General features: G+C 60.8%; 4 protein-coding genes. 1 reads left to right on the top strand and 3 read right to left on the bottom strand.

Annotated features, from left to right (window positions below; genetic code table 11):
- Positions 1–725, top strand: a 725-nt coding sequence (locus KBF66_RS19165; protein ID WP_296661308.1) for a sugar kinase, incomplete at its 5' end; no start/stop codon positions are given.
- Positions 726–810: 85 nt separating this feature from the next.
- Here the strand turns inward: KBF66_RS19165 and KBF66_RS19160 are convergent.
- The 3 genes from KBF66_RS19160 to KBF66_RS19150 all read right to left on the bottom strand — a co-directional run.
- Entirely contained in the window at positions 811–1650 is an 840-nt protein-coding gene (locus tag KBF66_RS19160) for a radical SAM protein (protein WP_296661307.1), read from the bottom strand.
- On the bottom strand, positions 1647–2681 hold the full coding sequence (locus tag KBF66_RS19155) for a radical SAM protein (protein ID WP_296661306.1): 1035 nt from the start codon (positions 2679–2681) through the stop codon (positions 1647–1649). The genes KBF66_RS19160 and KBF66_RS19155 overlap by 4 nt, the downstream gene beginning before the upstream one ends.
- A gap of 11 nt (positions 2682–2692) precedes the next feature.
- On the bottom strand, positions 2693–3537 hold an 845-nt coding region (locus tag KBF66_RS19150; protein ID WP_296661305.1), incomplete at its 5' end, for a hypothetical protein.

Below are 3537 nucleotides of genomic sequence, written 5' to 3'. Positions count from 1 at the left end.
GGCATTCGGCCGCCTCGCAGATCAAACCCGGTGAAGTGAACTGGGAAAAGCTGTTTGGCGAAGAAGGCGTGCGCTGGTTCCACACCGGCGGCATTTTTGCCGCGCTGGCCAGCAACACCGCCGAAGCGGTGATTGAAGCGGTGCAGGTCGCCAAGAAATACGGCACGGTGGTGGCGTATGACCTGAACTACCGCGCATCCCTGTGGAAGAGTCAGGGTGGCAAGGACGCCGCGCAACGCGTCAATCGCGAGATTGCCAAGTATGTCGACGTGATGATTGGCAACGAGGAAGACTTTACCGCCTGCCTGGGCTTTGAGGTCGAAGGCGCCGATGAGCACCTGACCAATATCGAAACCGAGAGCTTCAAGAAGATGATCCAGACCGCTGTGGCGGCTTTCCCCAACTTCAAGGTGGCGGCCACCACGCTGCGCAAGGCCACCACCGCCACGCTCAACGACTGGTCGGCGCTGCTGTACTACAACGGCGAGTTGTTCCAGTCGATGAAGCGCGACAACCTGGAGATCTACGACCGGGTCGGTGGCGGCGACGGTTTTGCCTCGGGTCTGGCCTACGGATTCCTGGAAGGCAAGGGCGCCCAGGCGGCCGTGGAATACGGCGCTGCCCACGGTGCATTGGCCATGACCACGCCGGGCGATACCTCGATGGTGCGGGTGGAAGAGGTTGAGGCGGCCATGAAAGGCAAGGGCGCGCGGGTCATCCGTTGATTCTTTTTGCCTTTTTGGCCTTTGGCGCTTATGAATAAAGCGCTAACAGCTATGCTTTTTGAATCTACGGCATGAACTACAGACCTTAATCGGCGACCATGCCCCGGTTTTGTGGCACGGTGCACGGACATACGGCATACGGGCAAGCCAAAGGCCCGTCGTTCAAACGAAACGTTTGGGCGTAGATATTGCCCAGGTAGTTTTCACCGTGTCGTTTCGCTGGATAGCAGGCATAGGCATCCCCCTTGGGATGCAGGATGAAATAACGATACCCGGCATGGCATGACTTGCCCAGGTGGGAGTAGCCACGGTTCATGCCCGCTGGGCCCACAAGGTCGCCAAACGCCCGATCAAGTTTCCAGCGGTCGATCAACCCATAGTTCGCCGGGCTGCCGTTGATCCGCATGAGCTGCGGGTAAAACTTCAAACCGGCGGTCTCAAACGCGCGGCGAAGTTCGGCTGCCTCGCCAATTCGCCCCGGTTGAACCACATGGTTCACCACAAAACTTGACTTGGGCATGGCCGACAACACCTGCTTTACCGCTGCTGCCTTGGTTAGAAAGGCGTCAGCGCTGGTTTCTTCCAAATGCAGCGAACACGAAAATGTTCGCAGACCGTCACCGGCTGCCGCCACAAAGCGCTCAATAACGGGCAAGGAGACTGAAAGATTGGTGAGCAGCGACACCTTGTGGCCGGCAGCCACCAGCCGCGTGGCCACATCTGGCAGGCGCTTGAGTAGAAACGGCTCACCACCCGAGAGCTTGAATTCCCAAACCCCGGGCAGCGCACACAGCACATCGAGCCCCCGCTCCAGCGCCGCGTCGTCCGGGCCACCCACACCGTCGGCATGCTTTTGCACACAGTAGCTGCAGCGGTAGTTGCAGCCGCCCACGATGTTCCAGTTCACCACCGGTCGCGGGTTCATGGCTCAACCCCCGCGCTCTGCAACTTTGCCAGTTGGCCGGCGGCCGTGAAGTTCATGTCGTGCTTGCCGCAGCGGGCACAGCCGGGGTAAGACTGGCCCTGATGCAGCCGTTGCCGAACCGCGTCATACCGCGGCGATGCCCAAATCTCGGCAAATGGTGCCTCGTCAATGTGACCCACGTCGATGTGTTCGCAGCAAAAAAACACCCGGCCATCCACATAGACGCGGCTGTACAGGTAACCCGCAAAACAGGCGGGCGGCTGCGTCTGCCCAGCGTGTTGACTCAACTGATCGGCAAACGCTGGCAGGTTGTGTTTGACCCCCAACTGTTTGGCACGCTGGATGGCCCGAGGAATCACATCGTTGATCAACTGGTGTCGCTGAGAGGGCGCAAGTGCCAGCGACTGGGTTCCGGGCGGTGTATCGCCGAGCTTGTACGACACGCGCGTGCCCAACTGGCTGGCCAGGTCAAGCATGTCAACGAGTTCGTGCGCGTTCAGCGTGTTGATGACCTGCACCAGATTGATGGCGATGCGGCCACGCACGCTGGCAAGCCCCTGGGTCAACTGATGAAAGCTCGCCTCCGCCTGATTGGGGTGATAGGCCACGTAGGTGGGCGCACTGGCCGACGACATGTTGATCAACATCTGGTCAACCTGCAGATCGGCCAGTCGATCAAAGTCACACAAGGTGCCGTTGCTGATCACGGTCAGGGTCAAACCCTTTGCCTTCACCGCGCCAATAAAGTCGTGAATGCGCGGATGCACAAAGGGCTCGCCACCCCCCGAGAGAATGATCCGCTGGGCACCGGTGGCCGCCACCTCGGCGAGCACCCGGGCAAAGACGGATGCCTCCATGCGTTGCGCTTTCCACGACGCCGGTTTGGCTGTGGCCAGTCCGGGCGCATAGTTCCAGCAAGTCACGCAGTTGAGGTTGCAGGCATTGATGAGGTCGATGTGCACGGTCTCTGGCCCCAGGGCTGGCCGTTGTGCCAGATAGCCCTGCAGCCTGGCCTGTTGGTCGGGTGTCAAAGGCGCGCCTTTCACAGCAGTTCCAGGATGGATCGTGCCGCGGCCGTGGCGCCGTTCTTCTTGATGATGCCCCTGGCATTTTTTGCCAGGGTGTGGCGTGTGGCGGCGTCGGCGAGCCGGGCCAGCGACTCGGTGAGCCCGCGTTCGGTCAGCGGATCACACACCAGACAGGCGTGATCTAGAGCCAGTTCATGTGCACGCCGCCCCTGGTCATCGAGGATCCGGCCAAAAGGCACCAGCACCGACGCAATGCCGGCAAAGAGCAACTCATGCACGGTGTTGTAACCCGCAGCGGCCACCGCCGCATCGAATGCCGGCAACACATCCATCATTGGATAGCGCCCGCGGACCATGGTCATGCCGTCACGCGGCTCCGGGTCGGTCAGGAGCAGCGGACCCTGACCGATCACCAGATGGGCGTTGGGAAGTGCCGATACCGCACGGCTGGTCAGTTCAAGCGCCCGGCGCGATTCGGGCTCACCCCCGCCCCCAAAGCTGCAGTAGATCAGCAGCGTGTCGTCGTCCACGCGCCCTGGCAGACCCAGCGCGGCGCGTGCCTGGGTCCGCGAAAGAAGTTCGTTTCGCTCGCGGATCAATATCGGACCGACCGCACGCGCCTTGGCCGGTTCGGGTAAATCGCCCACCTGCTCGACCGTCTCGTGCGGAACGATCAGCAAGTCATACAGGGGCAGGATGGCCTTGAGCAGGTCAGACTGAAAGCTGTCGCGACGCTGTTCACGAAACACAAACACGTTCTTTTGCCGCCAGCGCAAAACCGGGATCAGTTCCTCAAAACTGCCTGACGGATAGGTATCCACCACCAAAACATCCGGATCAAATGCGCTGATGGCGTTCC

The sequence above is a fragment of the Rhodoferax sp. genome (genome assembly GCF_018063565.1).
In the GTDB taxonomy this organism is placed as follows: domain Bacteria; phylum Pseudomonadota; class Gammaproteobacteria; order Burkholderiales; family Burkholderiaceae_C; genus Rhodoferax.
The sequence above is the reverse complement of the archived record's forward strand: the minus strand, read 5'-3'. Positions and strand labels throughout refer to the sequence as shown.

Excerpts from the sequence above, each read along its gene's own strand:
- KBF66_RS19160 (WP_296661307.1), bottom strand. The coding sequence starts at position 1,650 with ATGAACCCGCGACCGGTGGTGAACTGGAACATCGTGGGCGGCTGCAAC.